At 73.2% G+C, this 17,038-nt stretch carries 11 protein-coding genes and 1 tRNA gene; 10 read left to right on the top strand and 2 right to left on the bottom strand.

Annotation, left to right across the window (positions count from 1 at the left end; translation table 11 throughout):
* Positions 1-237: 237 nt before the first annotated feature.
* Entirely contained in the window at positions 238-1,416 is a 1,179-nt protein-coding gene (locus ACEY2A_RS11025) for a S1 family peptidase (RefSeq protein ID WP_374928626.1), read from the top strand.
* Between the two features lie 113 nt (positions 1,417-1,529).
* On the opposite strand, the gene ACEY2A_RS11030 is transcribed toward ACEY2A_RS11025, so the two are convergent.
* Complete coding sequence (locus tag ACEY2A_RS11030) at positions 1,530-2,279, bottom strand: IclR family transcriptional regulator (protein ID WP_374928627.1); 750 nt, start codon at positions 2,277-2,279, stop codon at positions 1,530-1,532.
* Between the two features lie 66 nt (positions 2,280-2,345).
* On the opposite strand from ACEY2A_RS11030, the gene putP reads away from it, so the two are divergent.
* The 6 genes from putP to nrfD all read left to right on the top strand — a co-directional run bounded on the left by putP (position 2,346) and on the right by nrfD (position 12,086).
* Entirely contained in the window at positions 2,346-3,872 is a 1,527-nt protein-coding gene (gene putP / locus ACEY2A_RS11035) for a sodium/proline symporter PutP (protein WP_374928628.1), read from the top strand.
* Between the two features lie 100 nt (positions 3,873-3,972).
* Positions 3,973-5,607, top strand: a complete 1,635-nt coding sequence (gene hutH, locus ACEY2A_RS11040) for a histidine ammonia-lyase (protein ID WP_374928629.1) — start codon at positions 3,973-3,975, stop codon at positions 5,605-5,607.
* A gap of 28 nt (positions 5,608-5,635) precedes the next feature.
* Positions 5,636-6,310, top strand: coding sequence for a B12-binding domain-containing protein (locus ACEY2A_RS11045; protein WP_374928630.1), 675 nt, complete (start codon positions 5,636-5,638; stop codon positions 6,308-6,310).
* Between the two features lie 48 nt (positions 6,311-6,358).
* Positions 6,359-9,748: a formate dehydrogenase gene (gene fdh / locus ACEY2A_RS11050; protein ID WP_374928631.1), complete on the top strand. Its 3,390-nt coding sequence runs from the start codon at positions 6,359-6,361 to the stop codon at positions 9,746-9,748.
* A complete protein-coding gene (locus ACEY2A_RS11055; protein ID WP_374928632.1) occupies positions 9,745-10,878 on the top strand; it encodes a 4Fe-4S dicluster domain-containing protein in 1,134 nt (377 codons plus the stop codon). The genes fdh and ACEY2A_RS11055 overlap by 4 nt, the downstream gene beginning before the upstream one ends.
* Positions 10,875-12,086 carry an NrfD/PsrC family molybdoenzyme membrane anchor subunit gene (gene nrfD / locus ACEY2A_RS11060; protein WP_374928633.1) on the top strand — a complete coding sequence of 404 codons (1,212 nt, stop codon included), beginning with the start codon at positions 10,875-10,877 and terminating at the stop codon, positions 12,084-12,086. Before ACEY2A_RS11055 ends, nrfD begins: the two co-directional genes overlap by 4 nt.
* A 289-nt stretch (positions 12,087-12,375) precedes the next feature.
* Here the strand turns inward: nrfD and selD are convergent, their stop codons facing one another.
* A complete protein-coding gene (selD, locus tag ACEY2A_RS11065; RefSeq protein ID WP_374928634.1) occupies positions 12,376-13,383 on the bottom strand; it encodes a selenide, water dikinase SelD in 1,008 nt (335 codons plus the stop codon).
* Between the two features lie 190 nt (positions 13,384-13,573).
* On the opposite strand from selD, the gene ACEY2A_RS11070 reads away from it, so the two are divergent.
* The 3 genes from ACEY2A_RS11070 to ACEY2A_RS11080 all read left to right on the top strand — a co-directional run bounded on the left by ACEY2A_RS11070 (position 13,574) and on the right by ACEY2A_RS11080 (position 17,011).
* Positions 13,574-13,669, top strand: a tRNA-Sec gene (locus tag ACEY2A_RS11070).
* Between the two features lie 73 nt (positions 13,670-13,742).
* Positions 13,743-15,119, top strand: a complete 1,377-nt coding sequence (gene selA / locus ACEY2A_RS11075; protein ID WP_374928635.1) for an L-seryl-tRNA(Sec) selenium transferase — start codon at positions 13,743-13,745, stop codon at positions 15,117-15,119.
* Positions 15,116-17,011 carry a SelB C-terminal domain-containing protein gene (locus ACEY2A_RS11080; RefSeq protein ID WP_374928636.1) on the top strand — a complete coding sequence of 632 codons (1,896 nt, stop codon included), beginning with the start codon at positions 15,116-15,118 and terminating at the stop codon, positions 17,009-17,011. Before selA ends, ACEY2A_RS11080 begins: the two co-directional genes overlap by 4 nt.
* The last annotated feature ends 27 nt before the right edge of the window (positions 17,012-17,038 follow it).

A 17,038-nucleotide genomic window follows, 5' to 3' on the forward strand; every position in this document is an offset into this window, starting at 1 on the left:
CCTTCGCAGTGACCACCCGGTGTGTGTGACCCCGGTGTGGGCGGTCCGACCTGACGTCGGGCCGCCCACACCGGGTGTTGGGTCAAGAGGAACCCGGCGTTTGGTCAAGGTTCGTCCGGGCGACTCCCAGACTTCTCCCAGAGGGCTTCCGCTGGGAGCCGGTCCCCTCCAGATTTGTCGTGTCCCGACCGGGGCGCCTGTCCCTCCCGGACAACACACACGACAAAGGAGTCGACCGTGAAGAACCCCTCGCTCATCCTCGCCCTCGCCGGAGCCGCCGCCATGACGCTCGGCACCGGGTCGATGGCCACCGCCGCACCGGTGTCCGCCGACCAGGGCGTGGCCTCGTACGACGACGCCGTGACCGGCTACGTGACCCAGTCCCAGGGTCTGTCGTGGGACGAGGCCGAGAAGTACCTGGACACCAAGGCCGAGAAGCAGCAGGCCCTGGACCAGCTCGCGGAGACCGCCGACGTGCAGGGTGCCTGGTTCGATGGCGCCGAGCTCACCGTCGTCGCCGGTGACGCCGCCACTGCGAAGGCGGCCGCCGCCAAGGGCCTGAAGGTCAGCCACGGCAAGGGCCAGGCCGAGCTCGACCGCGTGGCTGCCAAGGCCGAGCGCCTGATGGACCGCGACGCCGGCATCCAGTCCGTGGGCACCGACCTCGCCTCCGGCGCGGTGAAGGTGCGCGTCGGGGACGACGTCAAGGCCTCCACCCTGAAGAAGCTGGAGCGCATCGCCGACGTGGAGGTCGTCCAGGGTGCCGCGCAGGGTCTGAGCACGCAGGCCGATGTCGTTCCGGGTCGCATCATGGACCTGGTGCCCGGCACCAACTGCTCGCTGGGCTTCCCGGGCATGAAGAACGGCAACAACGTCATGCTGACCGCCGGCCACTGCGTGGAGGGCTACCCGGACATCTACGACGCCAACGGCACCCACATCGGCAAGGGCACGCACACCCGCTTCAACACGGGCTACCGCTCGGTGGACATGGGTCTGATGGACATCGACTCCGAGGACCGTGGTGTGCCGTACGTGGACAGCCGTGGTCACTCGGGCAACTACGAGGTCCGTGGCCTGAGCAAGAACGCCATCGGCACCGAGATCTGCAAGGCCGGCAACACCACCGGCTGGACCTGTGGCCAGATCGAGGGCTACAACCAGACCGTGAACTACGGCGGCACGATCGTCTCCGGCCTGGCCGAGGCCTCGGTCTGCACCGAGGGCGGTGACTCCGGTGGTGCGTACATCGGTGTCGGCAACCTGGCCCAGGGCATGACCTCCGGTGGCCCGATCGGCGTCGACTGCGGCTGGAACCGCGGTCACTCCGCCGGGTCGTACAGCTTCTACCAGCCGGCCGTGGACGCCGCGAACTACTACGGCGTCACGCTGACCACCGTCAACAACTGGCGGTGACGCGCGGCCTCTGAGCAGTCCCCTTCGCGACAGGACCCACCGGCTCCCCGGTGGGTCCTGTCGTCTGTCCGATGGGGTGACCCCCGCCCGCGGGCCCGATGGGGTGACTCCCCTCAGCGCAGCCGCTGGGCCACGTCGTCCGCGGCCGCCCGCACGGCAGCCTCCACGGCGGCCACCTCCGTGGCCGGTGTGCGCTCGTGCTCGAAGGTCACCGCCACCGCGGCCACCGGGTGGCCCGAGGCGTCCGCCACCGCCACGGCCACCGAGGACAGCCCGGCGGTCACCGTGTCCTGCTCCCGGGCCATGCCGTCTGCCCGCACCTGCACCAGTGCGCGCCGCAGCGCGGCGGGACCGTCCGGTGCCCGGTGCGCGAGGTCACCGCGCGAGGGGACGAAGCTCCCCGCATCGGGGAAGAGGGCCCGCACCTGCTCGCGGGGGAGGGCGGCCAGCACGGCCAGGCCGCTGGCGGTCCAGGGGGCGGGGATGCGCACGCCCACGTCGGTCACCAGGGAGGGGCGGCGAGGTGCTCGCTCCTCCACCAGGTAGAGCACGTCCGTGCCGTGCAGCACCGCCAGGTGGGCGTTCTGCTGCACCTCGTCCACCAGGCGTCGGACCACCGGCCGCCCCACCCGCTGCAGCGACTCCTGGCGCGAGTAGGCGAAGCCGAGCTCGAAGGCACCCACCCCCAGCATCCACTGCTGCTCCTCGGGCAGGTGGGTGACGAAGCCGGTCTCCCGGAGGTCCGCCAGCGCGCGGTAGAGCGAGGCACGGGGGATGCCGGTCTCGCGCGCCAGGTGCCCGGCGGCCACCGGGCCACGATGGCGGGCCAGGGCGCGGAGCACGAGCAGGGTGGGGTGGGGCACGGGGCCGAGCCTGCCACGCCCCACAATGGGAGGCCTGCACACGAGCACACACACGGAGAGGGATTCGTGAGCGACCCCACCTGGCAGCTGATTGCCATCGTCCTGTACTTCGCCGCCATGGTCGGCATCGGCGTGTGGTCCTTCACCCGCACGGGTGACAAGGGGGACTACATGCTGGGTGGCCGCGGGCTGGGCCCGTTGGCCTCTGCCCTGTCCGCCGGCGCGTCCGACATGTCCGGCTGGCTGCTGATGGGGTTGCCCGGCGCCCTGTACCTGTCCGGGCTGGTGGAGCTGTGGATCGCCATCGGGCTCACGGCGGGTGCCTGGTTGAACTGGAAGTTCGTGGCCCCGCGCCTGCGCACCCACACCGAGGTGGCCGACGACGCCATCACCGTGCCCAGCTTCTTCAGCAAGCGCACCCACGACCATGCGGGGATGCTGCGCATCACCGCCGGCATCATCATCCTGGTCTTCTTCACCTTCTACGTGTCCTCCGGCATGGTCGCCGGCGGCCGCTTCTTCCAGGCGAGCTTCGACACCAGCTACACCACCGGCATGCTGATCGTCGCCGGCGTGGTGGTGCTGTACACGCTCATCGGTGGCTTCCTGGCCGCGTCGTACACCGACGTGGTGCAGGGGTTGATGATGGTGACGGCCCTGGTGCTGGTGCCCATCATGGGCGTGGTGCACCTCGGGGGGCTCGGGGAGACCGTGGACGCGATCCGCGCGGTCGATGCCGGGGCGCTGAGCCTGTTCGGAGGAGGACTGACCGCGATGGCCTTCGTGTCGGCCATCGCCTGGGGTCTGGGCTACCCCGGTCAGCCCCACATCATCACGCGCTTCATGGCGCTCCAGTCCCCGCGACAGGCGCGCTCCGCCCGGCGCATCGGCATCGGGTGGATGGCGCTGGCCTGCCTGGGGGCCGCGGCCACCGCGCTGGTGGGCATCGGTGTCTTCCAGCGCGAGAGCGACCGGCTGACGGACCCGGAGACGGTCTTCATCGACCTCGGGGTGCTGCTGTTCCACCCGTTCATCGCCGGGCTGATGCTGGCCGCCATCCTCGCGGCCATCATGTCCACCATCTCCAGCCAGCTGATCGTCTCGAGCTCGGCGCTGGTGGAGGACATCTACCTGGGTGCCACCGGCAAGGAGCTGCGCGGCAACGCCGGCGCCCACCTGGGCCGTGCTGCCGTGCTGGTGATCGCCCTGGTGGCCGGGGTTCTCTCGATCGACCCCAGTGACACGATCCTGGACCTGGTGGCCTTCGCCTGGGCCGGTTTCGGGGCGTCCTTCGGCCCGATCGTGATCCTGTCGCTGTACTGGCGGCGCCTCACCACCTGGGGCGCGCTGGCGGGCATGGTCACCGGAGCCGTGGTCTCCTTCGGCTGGGGCCAGCTGGAGGGCGGGGTGTTCGACCTCTACGAGATCGTCCCCGGCTTCTTCCTCAGCCTGGCGGCCGCCGTGGTCGTCTCGCTGGTGACCCCGGGGCCCGAGCGGGCGGCGGTCGACCAGTTCGACGAGGCCCTCCGCCGCGCAGGGGCCGATGAGGGCAGCGCGCCCGCCGCGTCCCGCGGGGCGTCCGTGGACGCCTGAGTCCCGCACCGCGGGCACCCGGCAGGGTGTCCCACATCTGGGACGCCATCGGTGGCCCCTGGCTGGCCCCGGTGGCGTCCTGCGTTGTGGAATGGGCGCCATGACGCCGATCGCCAGCCCCGCCCCCACCGTTCCCGAGACCGTGGTCGTCACGCCCGCCCCGCTGACCCCCGCCGAGGTCATCGCCGTGGCCCGTCACGACGCCACCGTGGAGCTGGGCGAGGAGGCGCTCGCCGCCATCCGCACCGCCCGCGAGCGGGTGGACGCGCTGGCCGACGACACCACCCCGCACTACGGCATCTCCACCGGCTTCGGTGCGTTGGCGAACACCTCCATCCCGCCCGAGAAGCGCTCCCGCCTGCAGGTGGGGCTGGTGCGCAGCCACGCCGCATCGAGCGGGCCGGAGGTGGAGCGCGAGGTCGTCCGAGCCACCATGCTGCTGCGCCTGCACACCCTCGCCACGGGCCACACCGGCGTGGCCGAGGAGACGGCCCGCACCTACGCCGCCCTGCTGAACGCCGGCATCACCCCCGCGGTCCGCGAGTACGGCTCGCTGGGCTGCTCGGGCGACCTCGCCCCCCTGGCGCACTGTGCCCTGGCCGCGATGGGGGAGGGCGACGTCCACGTCGGCAGCGCCGATGAGGTGGACGCCGCCGGGGTGGCCTCCACCCCGCTGGTGGGTGCCGGCGAGGCGCTGGCGGCGGCCGGCATCGAGCCGGTGGTCCTGCGGGAGAAGGAGGGCCTGGCCCTCATCAATGGCACCGACGGCATGCTGGGCATGCTGCTCATGGGCCTGGACGACCTGCGTCACCTCTCCCGGGTCGCTGACCTGACTGCCGCCATGAGCATCGAGGGCCTGCTGGGGACCGATGCGGTGTTCGCCCCCGAGCTGCACGCGCTCCGCCCGCAGGCCGGGCAGGCCGACTCCGCGGCCAACCTGCGTGCACTGCTGGCGGACTCCGGCATCGTCGCCTCCCACAAGGAGGACTGCTCGCTGGTGCAGGACGCCTACTCGCTGCGCTGCACCCCGCAGGTCCTCGGTGGCCTGCGCGACACCCTCGCCCACGCCGAGCGCGTGGCCGCGGCGGAGCTCGCCAGTGCCGTGGACAACCCGGTCGTGCTGGACGACGGCCGGGTGGAGTCCAACGGCAACTTCCACGGGGCACCGTTGGCCTACGTGCTGGACTTCCTGGCCATCCCGGCGGCCGATGCCGCGAGCATGGCCGAGCGTCGCACCGACCGCTTCTGCGACCCGGCCCGCAACAACGGCCTGAAGGCCTTCCTGGCCGACGACCCCGGCACGGACTCGGGGCACATGATCGCCCAGTACACGCAGGCCGCCATCGTCAGTGAGATGAAGCGCCTGGCGGTGCCCGCCAGCGTGGACTCCATCCCCTCCTCGGCCATGCAGGAGGACCACGTCTCGATGGGGTGGTCGGCCGCCCGCAAGCTGCGTCGCGCGGTCGACGGGCTGCGCCGGGTGCTCGCCATCGAGCTGCTCACCGCGGCCCGCGGCATCGACCTGCGCTGTGCAGGGGAGGGCGACCAGGGCGGCGCTGGCGTGGCGCTCACCCCCTCCCCGGCCACCGGTGCGGTGATCGCCGCCCTGCGCGAGACGGTGCAGGGCCCGGGGGAGGACCGCTACCTCTCCCCGGAGATCGAGGCGACGGTGGAGCTCATCGCCTCCGGACGGGCGCTCGCGGCGGCCGAGGGTGTCACCGGCCCGCTGCGCTGACGGCGCGGGGGCCACCTATCCTGTGAGCATGCCGCACCCCACGCCCTCGCACCTGGCCCCGGGCGCGTGGTCGGAAACCCGCGTGACGATGTCCCGGGCCATCCGGGAGCTCGACTCCGAGGCGCTGCGGCGGGCCGTCCTGGACAGCCACCACGATCTCGGCACCGATGCGGTGGTGGCCGACGTGCTGGTGCCGGCGCTCCGTGAGGTGGGGGACCTGTGGCAGGTGGGTGAGCTGTCGGTGCTGCACGAGCACCACGCCTCGCAGATCGTCCGGTCGGTGGTGGAGGAGTTCCGCCGGGAGGAGCTCCCGGCGGACGCCCCGCGCGTGGTGCTGGCCTGCCCGCCGCGGGAGCTGCACGAGCTGCCCCTGCACCTGTTCGCCCTCATGCTCGCGGGCCGCGGTTGCGCGCCCTTCCCGCTGGGGTCCAGCACCCCGTGGCGGGCCATCGCGGACGCTCGCCGCATCCTCGACGCCCGGGTGCTGGTGCTGAGCGGGGCCCTGCCGGCCGGTTTCACCCAGCGGGCGAGGCCGCTGCGGGCCCTGGCACGGTCCGGACCGGTGTGCGTGGCCGGTGCTGCCGCATCGGGGGCTCTGCCCGAGGGGGTCACCCGGCTGTCGGACGACTGGCGCGAGGCGGCCGACGCGGTGGCCGAGCTCGCGTGTCCCTCTGGCGAGTGGGCCGCAGGGGTGGCATCCTGAGGCCTGCGTCACCTCCCGACGGCGCACGGACCCCCAGAAGGAGCCAGCATGGGCATCACACCGCTGAACTGGCCCGTCGTGCGGCAGCTGCGCGAGGGAGACCTGCTGGGCCGCGGCAAGGCCGTCACCAGCCGGGCGACCCGTGAGGTCACGGCCCGCACCTCCACCGCCGACCGCGTGGTGCAGAGCGTGTGCCCCTACTGTGCCGTCGGCTGTGGCCAGAAGGTGTTCGTCAAGGACGAGAAGGTCGTGCAGATCGAGGGCGACCCGGACAGCCCCATCAGCCGCGGCAGGCTCTGCCCCAAGGGAGCGGCCAGCGAGCAGCTCGTCAACAGCCCCTCGCGCGTCACCGAGGTGATGTACCGCCGCCCCGGCGGCACCGAGTGGGAGTCGCTCGACCGTGACACCGCTCTGGAGATGATCGCCGATCGCTTCCTCGACGCCCGTGCGAAGCACTGGCAGGAGTTCGACGACAAGGGCAACCGGCTGCGCCGCACCATGGGTGTGGCTGCCCTGGGCGGCGCGACGCTGGACAACGAGGAGAACTACCTCATCAAGAAGCTCTTCACCGCGGCCGGTGCGGTGCAGATCGAGAACCAAGCACGTATTTGACACTCCGCAACGGTCCCCGGTCTGGGGTCCTCGTTCGGGCGCGGCGGCGCAACCCAGTCCCTCCAGGACATGGCCAACGCAGACTGCATCATCATCCAGGGCTCCAACATGGCCGAGTGCCACCCGGTGGGCTTCCAGTGGGTGGGTGAGGCCAAGAAGCGCGGAGCACGGGTGATCCACGTGGACCCCCGGTTCACGCGGACCTCCGCCATCGCGGACACGCACGTGCCCCTCCGCGTGGGGACCGACGTGGTCTTCCTGGGCGCGTTGATCAACCACGTGCTGAGCAACGACCTGTACTTCCACGAGTACGTCGTGAACTACACGAACGCCGCCACGCTGGTGGACGAGGACTTCCAGGACACCGAGGACCTCGACGGTCTCTTCTCCGGGTTCGATGCCGAGACCGGCTCCTACGACATGACCAGCTGGGCCTACGACGCCCGCGGTGGCGACGACGAGGTGGACGCTCCGGCGGGTGAGCAGGGCGACTCCGGCGAGCACGGCACCGAGACGGCCGAGGGTGACACCCTCGGCTCTGGCGGTGCCCCCATGGAGCACGCAAAGGTGCGCACCGACGAGACCCTCCAGCACCCGCGCACGGTCTTCCAGGTGCTCAAGCGCCACTACGCCCGGTACACCCCGGAGCTGGTGGAGGAGGTCTGCGGCATCAGCCAGGAGCAGTTCGCCGAGGTGGCCGAGGCCCTGGTGACCAACTCCGGCCGTGAGCGCACCACCTGCTTCGCCTACGCGGTGGGCTGGACCCAGCACAGCCTGGGCGCCCAGTTCATCCGTACCGGCAGCATCCTGCAGCTGCTGATGGGCAACATGGGACGCCCCGGCGGCGGCATCATGGCGCTGCGCGGGCACGCCAGCATCCAGGGCTGCACCGACATCCCCACGCTGTTCAACCTGCTGCCCGGCTACCTGCCCATGCCCTCGGCGGGGCGCCACGAGTCCCTGGACGACTACCTCGGCAGCATCGCCAGCCCCCGGCAGAAGGGGTACTGGACGAACGCCGACGCCTACACGGTGAGCCTGCTCAAGGCCTGGTGGGGCGATGCGGCGACGCCCCAGAACGACTTCGCCTACGAGTACCTGCCCAAGATCAACGGCTCCCACGGCACCTACCAGACGGTGCTGTCGCAGATCGCCGGTGACGTGGACGGCTACTTCGTGGTGGGCCAGAACCCCGCCATCGGGTCGGCCAACGGGCGCATGCAGCGGGAGGGCCTGGCGAAACTCAAGTGGCTGGTGGTCCGCGACTTCCAGCTCATCGAGACCGCCACCTTCTGGAAGGACGGCCCGGAGATCGCCTCCGGGGAGTGGCAGACCGAGGACATCGACACCGAGGTGTTCTTCCTGCCCGCGGCCACCCACGTGGAGAAGGCCGGCACGTTCACGCAGACCCAGCGCCTGCTGCAGTGGCGTCACCAGGCCGTCATGCCGCCGGGTGCGTGCCAGAGCGAGCTGGACTTCTTCCACGAGCTCGGTGTGCTCCTGCGCGAGCGTCTGGCCGACTCCACCGACGAGCGGGACCGGCCGCTGCTGGATCTCACCTGGGACTACCCGCGCAACGAGCACGGGGAGATCGATGGGGAGGCGGTGCTGGCCGAGATCAACGGCCGTCACCTGACCGGTGAGAAGGCCGGGCAGGTGCTGGACTCCTACCTGGAGATGCGGGCCGACGGGTCCACCGAGGGTGGCTGCTGGATCTACTCCGGTGTGATGGCCGGTGGCATCAACCACTCCGCCTCCCGGGTGCCGGGCGACGAGCAGGACGAGATCGCCGCCGACTGGGGCTGGGCGTGGCCGCTCAACCGCCGCATCCTGTACAACCGCGCCTCGGCCGACCCGGAGGGGCGCCCGTGGAGCGAGCGCAAGAAGCTCATCTGGTGGGACGAGGCGGCCGGTCGCTGGACGGGGCCGGACGTGCCGGACTTCCCGGTGGACCGCGACCCCGCGTTCCGTCCCAGTGCCGATGACGTGGGCGCGGCCGCCATCGCCGGCAACGACCCCTTCGTCATGCAGGCCGACGGCAAGGGCTGGCTGTACGCGCCCAAGGGCATGGTGGACGGCCCGCTGCCCGCGCACTACGAGGCCCAGGAGTCGCCGGTCGTCAACCCGGTGTACGGCCAGCAGCGCAACCCCACGCGCGTGGTCTTCCCCCGGGAGGACAACCTCTTCGCGCCCAGTGGTGACGCGGCCGGCTCCGAGGTGTACCCCTGCGTGTTCACCACCTACCGGCTCACCGAGCACCACACGGCCGGTGGCATGAGTCGGTGGCTGCCGTACCTCTCGGAGCTGCAGCCCTCGATGTTCTGCGAGATCTCGCCGGAGCTGGCGGCCGAGCGGGGCCTGGAGAACGGTGGGTGGGCCACCATCATCAGCCCGCGCGCCGCCATCGAGGCCCGGGTGCTGGTGACCGAGCGGGTGTCCGCGCTGCGCTCCGGTGGCAAGGTGATCCACCAGATCGGCCTGCCGTACCACTGGGGTGTCGGCGACGAGGCCGTGGTCGAGGGCGATGCGGCGAACGACCTGCTGGGCATCGCGCTGGACCCCAACGTGCAGATCCAGGAGAGCAAGGTGGGCTCCTGCGAGATCGTGCCCGGACGGCGTCCCCGGGGCCCGGAGCTGGCGCAGCTGGTGGCCGAGTACCGCCTGCGCGCCGGTGCCGAGATGGGCCAGGGCATCACCTCGGCGAAGATCATCACGCAGGAGTCGGACGACGTGCGCACCGAGGCCTTCGACGAGGACCCGACGGTCGGTGACGAAGCCGCGACGGCCTACGACGAGGACCTGCCGTCCGGTGGAGGAGACCGATGACCAGCCTGCGCGACCAGTTCTCCGGACCCACGGACCCTGCGACCGACGCCGGGTGGGAGCCGCAGCCCCGCAAGGGGTTCTTCACTGACACGTCCATCTGCATCGGGTGCAAGGCGTGCGAGGTGGCGTGCAAGGAGTGGAACGCGCTGCCGCTGGACTCCATGGAGTTCACCGGCAACTCCTACGACAACACCAACTCGCTCGGTGCGAGCACGTGGCGGCACGTCGCCTTCATCGAGCAGGGGGCCGATGAGGTGGCGGCGGCCCGTGAGTCCGGCCGCCGGTTGGTGGACCTGGGCCTGCCCGGCGTGGGCTCCGGGGCCGCGACGCCCACCTCATCGACCACGGACACCGCATCGGCGCCCGCCGCCGCTGGCGGGTGCGGCACCGGCGGTGGGTGCGGGTGCGCCTCCGGTGGTGCCGGCGCGGGGGACCAGGCCGAGTCGATGACGCCGGTCACCGACCTGCTCGCGGCGCAGACCGAGGCGGAGAAGGCCCGGGCCATGGGTACGGTGCCGGACTTCCGGTGGCTGATGTCCTCGGACGTCTGCAAGCACTGCACGCACGCCGGCTGCCTGGACGTGTGCCCCACCGGCGCGCTGTTCCGCAGCGAGTTCGGCACCGTGGTGGTGCAGGCCGACATCTGCAACGGCTGCGGCTACTGCGTGGGGGCGTGCCCGTTCGGTGTGATCGAGCGCCGCACGGACGCCACCGGGGACCGTGGGCACGTGGACGGCGGTGAGGTGCCCCGCATCGGCATCGCTCAGAAGTGCACCCTCTGCTACGACCGGTTGAGCCACGACCAGACCCCCGCCTGCGCGCAGACCTGCCCCACCACATCGATCCAGTTCGGCGACCACGAGGAGATGGTGCGCCGTGCCCACGAGCGTGTGGACCTGCTGCGCGGCAACGGTTTCCCCGAGGCGCGGCTGTACGGCGCCAACGAGTCCGATGGGGTGGGCGGCACCGGATCGGTCTTCCTGCTGCTGGACGAGCCGGAGGTGTACGGCCTGCCGCCGGACCCGGTCGTGCCCACGGCGGAGCTGCCAGTGATGTTCCGTGGCGCCGTGACCGCCGCCGTGGGGCTGGTCGGGGTGGCCGCCCTGTCCTTCCTGGGAGGCCGCCGATGAGCACCAGTGAGTTCGACGCCTACTTCCCGCAGGAGTACTCCGGGCCGCGGCGCCGTCGTCGCGGTGGCCGGGACGTCGCGGGCGAGCGCGCCTCCGGTGGTGCGGAGGGCCGTGGTGGCCGTGGCGGTGGGGGCCGTGGCTCCCGCGGTACTGACTGGCTGACCGGCCGGGGGCGGGGCCGCGGTGAGCAGCCGGTGGTGCCGGATCCGGAGTTCACCTCGTACTACGGGCACAGCGTGGTCAAGCCGGTGCCGTGGAAGCACGAGATCTCGATCTACCTGTTCACCGGTGGTGTGGCCGGTGGGAGTGGCCTGCTGGCGGCCGGTGCGCACGCGGCGGGGCTGCCCGGGCTGCGACGCAACGCGCGGCTGACCGCCATCGTGGCCGCCGGCGTGAGCGGGGTGGCGCTGATTGCCGACCTGGGGCGGCCCGAGCGCTTCCTGAACATGCTGCGGACGGTGAAGCTGACCTCGCCGATGTCCGTGGGCACGTGGATCTTCAGCGGCTACTCGGCCTTCGCCGGGCTGGCTGCGGCCTGCGAGGCCGACCGGATGCTGGGCGGCGACTCCAGCGGGTCGGCCCTGGCGTCGTGGGGTGGCCTGCCGGTGGTCGGGCCGCTGCTGCGCCCGTTCGATGCGGTGGCCAGTGCCGGGCTTGGCCTGTTCTCGGCGCCGCTGGCTGCCTACACGGCGGTGCTGCTCAGCGACACCGCGACGCCGGTCTGGTTCGAGAGCCGCCGGCACCTGCCGTTCGTGTTCGTCTCCTCGGCGGGCATGGCCGCGGGTGGTGTGCAGCAGGTGGTGGCGGGCGTCCTGGGCGGGGAGAGCCTGGCGCAGGCCGGTCCGGCTCGCCGTCTGGCCGTCGTTGGTGCGCTGGGTGACTTCGTCGCCGTGGACGCCCTGGAGAAGCACCTCGATGAGGTGGGCGTCCTCGAGCCGCTGCACCACGGGTCCGAGGGGCGCAAGATGCGGCTGTCCAAGGCGCTGACGGTGGCCGGGGGACTGGTCACGCTCGTGGCTGGCCGCACGCGGACCGGTGCGGTGGTCGGCGGGCTGGCGCTCGCGGCCGCATCGGCACTGACCCGGTTTGCGGTGGTGGAGGCCGGCATCGAGTCGGCCAAGGACCCGCGCTGGACGGTGGAGCCGCAGCGGCGCCGTCTCGAGGCCCGGCGCGCCGCCGGGCAGACCGGCGACTCGATCACCACCTGACGCGGGCCGCCCGCTGCCCGTCCGCGTGCGGGCCGTGCGGTAGCCGCCCCTCTGCGCTCCCACGTGGCGTCGCACGCACGCACGCACTCACGCGACCGGGGCCGGCGGTCGGCTCAGGCGCGTGCGCGACCGGGGCCGGCGGTCGGCAGGGTGATCTGTTCGTCCTTTTTCGGCCAGAGGGAACTGTTCGTCGCAGTTGGGGCCCTGGAAGCCCGAAGTGGCCCAGCAGCGACGAATGGACGCGGGCGCCCCAAGAACGACGAACCGATGGGTGGTGTCGGTGGCCGGCTCAGGCGACCTGCACCATCACGCCCTCGCCCAGCGACCCGGCCGGGACCGTCTCGCCGATGACCGGTGCGCCGGGCACCTCGCCGATGACGAGCAGCCCGCCGGAGGTCTGCGCATCGGCGAGCAGCAGCAGCTCCTCCTCGGAGACGCCCTCGGCCGACAGGTGCGGGCGGACCCAGTCCAGGTTCCGGCGGGAGCCCCCCGGTACGTGACCTGCGGCCAGCGCCTGGCGCGCGCCCTCCACGGAGGGCACCGCTCCGGCATCGATGCGGGCTGCGACCGAGGAGGCGCGGCACATCTTGAACAGGTGGCCCAGCAGGCCGAAGCCGGTCACGTCGGTGGCGGCGCGGACGCCGGCCTCGACGGCGGCGCGGGAGGACTCGGCGTTGAGCTGCGTCATCACCTCGATGGCCTGCGGGTGGAGGGTGCCGGTGGTCTTGTGGTGGTTGTTGAGGATGCCCAGGCCTATCGGCTTGGTGAGACTGATGGGCAGGCCCGGGGCGGCGGCGTCGTTGCGCAGCAGGCGGTCGGGGTCGGCGGTGCCGGTGACGGCCATGCCGTAGATGGGTTCGGGGCTGTCGATGCTGTGGCCGCCGATGACGGGGCAGCCCGCCCGGCTGGCGATCTCCAGGCCGCCGGCGAGCACCTCGGTGAGCAGCTCCATCGGCAGGGCGGCGCGGGGCCAGCCGACGAGGTTGATGGCCATGACCGGGGTGCCGCCCATGGCGTAGACGTCGGAGAGGGCGTTGGCGGCGGCGATCTGGCCCCAGAGGCGCGGGTCGTCGACCACGGGGGTGAAGAAGTCGGCGGTGGAGACCGAGGCGACGCCCGGGGCGACCTGCACCACGGCGGCGTCGTCACCGTCATCGAGGCCCACGAGGACGGCCGCGTCGCTGGCGGGGACCTGGCCGCGGAGGCCGGCCACCACCTGCTCGAGCTCCTCGGCGGGGATCTTGCAGGCGCACCCGCCACCGGCGGCGAACTGGGTGAGGCGAAGCGGCTGGTCCATGGGCCCACGGTAGTTCTGCGCCGTCGCGCTGCGGCGCCCGGGGTGGCGGGGCGGTTGGGCGTGGGGCGGCGGGGCGGCGGGTGGCGGTTGCTCGGTCGGTCACTGAAGCACAGCGACCGCTGAGCGGTCACTCTGCTTCAGTGAAGCGTTTTGCCCACCAGGTCTGCGGTGCTCACGTAGGCTTCTGCACGGAGGCGTCTGGGTTCCTGGTGGGCCCCCCGGTCTTCAACACCGGTGAGGGCGAGTACCTCGTCCTGGCGGGTTCGATTCCCGTCCGCCTCCGCCAACGTCGTCCCGGGCGCAGCTGAACTCCGCACCGGTGCGGGTCTGGCCCGCCCGGCCCCGCGTAGGGTCGCCCCATGACCAGCGAGCAGGCCCGCCGGCAGGCCACCGAGCCGCCCACCGACCCGCGCCGCCGCATCCCGCGCACCGACGCGGTCCTGGCCGACCCCCGCATCGCCGAGGCCCTGACCCGCATCGACCGCGCGACCGTCCGCGAGGCCATCACCACCGCCCAACAGCGTGCCCGCGAAGGCGCCATCACACCCGAGCAGGTCATCCACGCCACCCTGGCCGCCCTCCCACAGCGCCCCAGCAGCCTCACGCCGGTCCTCAACGCCACGGGCATCGTCATCCACACCAACCTCGGCCGCGCGCCCCTGGCCCCCGCCGCCCGCCAGGCCCTGCAGGACGCCGCCGGCACCGTCGACATCGAGCTCGACCTCACCACCGGCGAACGCGGCCCCCGCGCCGCCGCCCTCCGCCAGGCCCTCACCCGCGCCGTCCCCGCCGCCGAGGACGCCCTGGTGGTCAACAACGGCGCCGCCGCCCTGGTGCTCGCCACCACCGCCCTGGCCGCCGGCCGCGAGGTGGTCGTCAGCCGTGGCCAGATGGTCGAGATCGGCGACGGCTTCCGCCTGCCGGACCTCATCGCCTCCACCGGCGCCCGCCTGCGCGAGGTCGGCACCACCAACCGCACCCACCTCGCCGACTACGCCGATGCGGTGGGCCCCGACACCGGCTGCATCCTCACCATCCACCCCAGCAACTTCCGCATCGACGGCTTCACCTCCACCGTCCCCACCGCCGAGCTCGCCACCCTGGGCGTCCCCGTGGTCCACGACATCGGCAGCGGCCTGCTCACCCCGGACCCGACCCTCCCCGACGAGCCCGACGCCACCACCGCCCTGGCCGACGGCGCCCACCTGGTGACCGCCAGCGGCGACAAGCTCCTCGGCGGTCCGCAGGCCGGCCTCGTGCTGGGCCGCGCGGACCTCGTCCACCGCCTGCGTCGCCACCCGCTCGCCCGCGCCCTGCGCACGGACAAGCTCACCGTCGCCGCCCTCGAGGCCACGCTCCGCAGCCCCAGCACACCCGTCGCCGACGCCCTGCACGCCACCGCCGCCGAGCTCGAGCCCCGCACCCGCCGCCTCGCCAGCACCCTCGGCCTGGGGGTCGCCCCCGTCGAGGGCCGCGTCGGTGGCGGGGGCGCGCCAGGCGTTCGCCTGCCCGGCTGGGCGCTCGTCATCCCCTCCGATGCGGTGAGCCGCCTCCGCCAGCCGCCGCCCGGCACCGCGGTGGTCCTCGCCCGCATCGAGGGCGGTCGCGGCCTGGTGGACCTGCGCTGCATCACCCCGGAGGACGAGCCCGCCCTGGCCGATGCGGTGCGCATCGCCCTGGGGACCGCGCCCGGTGCCCCCGACGCCGCCCCATCCGCCCTGGAGCCCTCCCCGTGAGGCGCGTCCTGGCCACGGCCGGGCACGTCGACCACGGCAAGTCCACCCTCGTCCGCGCCCTCACCGGCCGCGACCCGGACCGGCTCGCGCAGGAGAAGGAGCGCGGCCTCACCATCGAGCTCGGCTTCGCCTGGACCACGCTGCCCGATGGGGCCGACGTCGCCTTCGTGGACGTGCCCGGGCACCAGCGCTTCATCGGCACCATGCTCTCGGGACTGGGGCCGGCCCCGGCGGTGGTGTTCGTGGTGGCCGCCGACCAGGGCTGGCAGGCGCAGTCCGCCGAGCACCTGGCCGCCGTGCGCGCCCTGGGCCTGCGGCACCTGCTGCTGGTGGTCACGCGCAGCGACCTGGCGGACCCCGGCCCCACACTGGCCGTCGCGCGCGAGCGGCTGGCGGTGGCCGGCATCGAGCCCGTGGGTCAGGTGGCCGTCTCGGCGGTGACGGGCGAGGGCATGGACGAGCTGCGCGCGGCGCTGGGCCGGCTCGTGGCCGCGCTCCCGGAGCCCGATGCGGCCGCCCCGGTGCGCCTGTGGGCCGACCGCGCGTTCACCGTCGGCGGCAGCGGCACCGTGGTGACCGGCACGCTCGGGGCGGGCACGCTGCACGTGGGCGACGAGCTGGAGCTGCTCGACGAGCAGGGTCAGCGCAGCGCCCTGCAGGTGCGGGGGCTGCACAGCCAGGACACCGAGCACCAGCAGGTGGGCCCCGTCAGCCGGGCCGCGGTGAACCTGCGGCGCGTGGGGCGCGATGAGGTGGGGCGCGGGGCCGTGCTGCTCACCCCGGGCGCGTGGGAGAGCGCGCGGGTGGTGGACGTGGCCGTGGAGCCGGTCGGGGACGGCGGGGCCGGGGGTGGGGGCGGCGCCGGCGCGGTCGATGCGGTGGGCGGCTCGGGCGTGCCCGATGCGGGGCGGGCCGAGCCGCCGCAGCGGGTCACCCTGCACGTCGGGACCGCTGACCACGAGGTGCACTGCCGGGCACTGGGTTCCGGACACGCTCGTCTGACGTTGCCGGTGGCGCTGCCCTGGCGGGTGGGCGACCGGGTGATCCTGCGCGACCCCGGCAGCCGCCGCCTGTGGGCCGCGGTGGTGCGGGACGTGGACCCGTTGCCGCTGCGGCGCCGTGGAGCGGGTCGGGCCAGGGGGGAGGCGCTCGCGGCTGCCGTGGGCGCTGTGGGCGCCCTGCGCCGCCTGCGCCTGGCCGAGCGCGGTGTGGAGACCGCCGACCGCCTCGCACGGCTGGGTCTGCTGCCGGCCCCGGAGAGTGCGGGTGCCGGGCCGGGGGACGAGGACGGGGTGGACGCTCACCGCATCGGGGATCTGTGGGTGGACCCCGCTGCCTGGGCGATCTGGCGTGACGCCCTGGCCGCCGCGGTGCGTGCCCATCACGACGCCAAGCCGCTCAGCGCGGGGTTGACGCCTGCGGAGGCCGCGCACGGCATCGAGCTGCCGGCCGAGCACGCCGCCGCCCTGCTGCCCGCGCTGGCCGAGGCGGCCGGGCTGGCCGTGCGGGACGGGCGCGTCCGCGACCCCCAGGCCGGGGGGCTGGGGCCGGCCGAGGGTGCGATCGCGCAGGTGGAGGCGTGGCTGCGGGAGGACCCCTTCGCCGCTCCGGAGGCCCGCGACCTGGACGACCTCGGCCTCGGTGCGCGGGAGCTGGCGGCCGCGGCCCGGCTGGGGCGCGTGCTCCGCCTGCCGGGGGAGGTGGTGCTGCTGCCCGACGGTCCCGCCCGGGCGATGCGGGTGCTCGCCGGACTGCCGCAGCCGTTCACCACCAGCGAGGCCCGGCAGGCGCTGGGCACCACGCGGCGGGTGGCGATCCCGCTGCTGGAGCACCTGGACTCCCGGGGCTGGACCCGGCGCGTGGACGCCCAGTCGCGGGAGATCGTCCGCTAAGGGTTGAGAATCATTCTCAATACGGCT

It is taken from the genome of Kytococcus sedentarius (genome assembly GCF_041937525.1).
Taxonomy (GTDB): Bacteria; Actinomycetota; Actinomycetes; order Actinomycetales; family Dermatophilaceae; genus Kytococcus; species Kytococcus sedentarius_A.